Origin of the sequence: Collinsella tanakaei, assembly GCF_016900375.1 — a bacterium.
Taxonomy (GTDB): domain Bacteria; phylum Actinomycetota; class Coriobacteriia; order Coriobacteriales; family Coriobacteriaceae; genus Collinsella.
Window position 1 is genome coordinate 1 of record NZ_JACJKB010000070.1, and the last position, 252, is coordinate 252.

Consider the following 252-nt stretch of genomic DNA (forward strand, 5'->3'; position numbering starts at 1 on the left):
GTTCTCCTTTCGGTAAGGGCCCAGGTAGACCACCTGGTTGATAGGCCGCAGGTGCAAGGCGTGCGAGCGCCTCAGCCGAGCGGCACTAATCGCCCGAGCTCTTCGCTTATCTTCCTCCGCCTCCTGACGCGGACCGGTCGGTGCGAACCTCGCTGTGCGGCCCTCAGGGCACGCGGAGGCCATCCCGGGTGGGCGGAACGCCGCCCACCGGTCAGCGGCTCTGGCGGCCGGGGCACGCCCGGTCCCATTCCG

Annotated in this window: 1 rRNA gene; it reads left to right on the forward strand. The window is 70.2% G+C overall.

Annotation, left to right across the window (positions count from 1 at the left end):
* A 23S ribosomal RNA gene (locus H6A16_RS10645) occupies positions 1–110 on the forward strand; the annotation flags it as partial.
* Between the last annotated feature and the right edge of the window lie 142 nt (positions 111–252).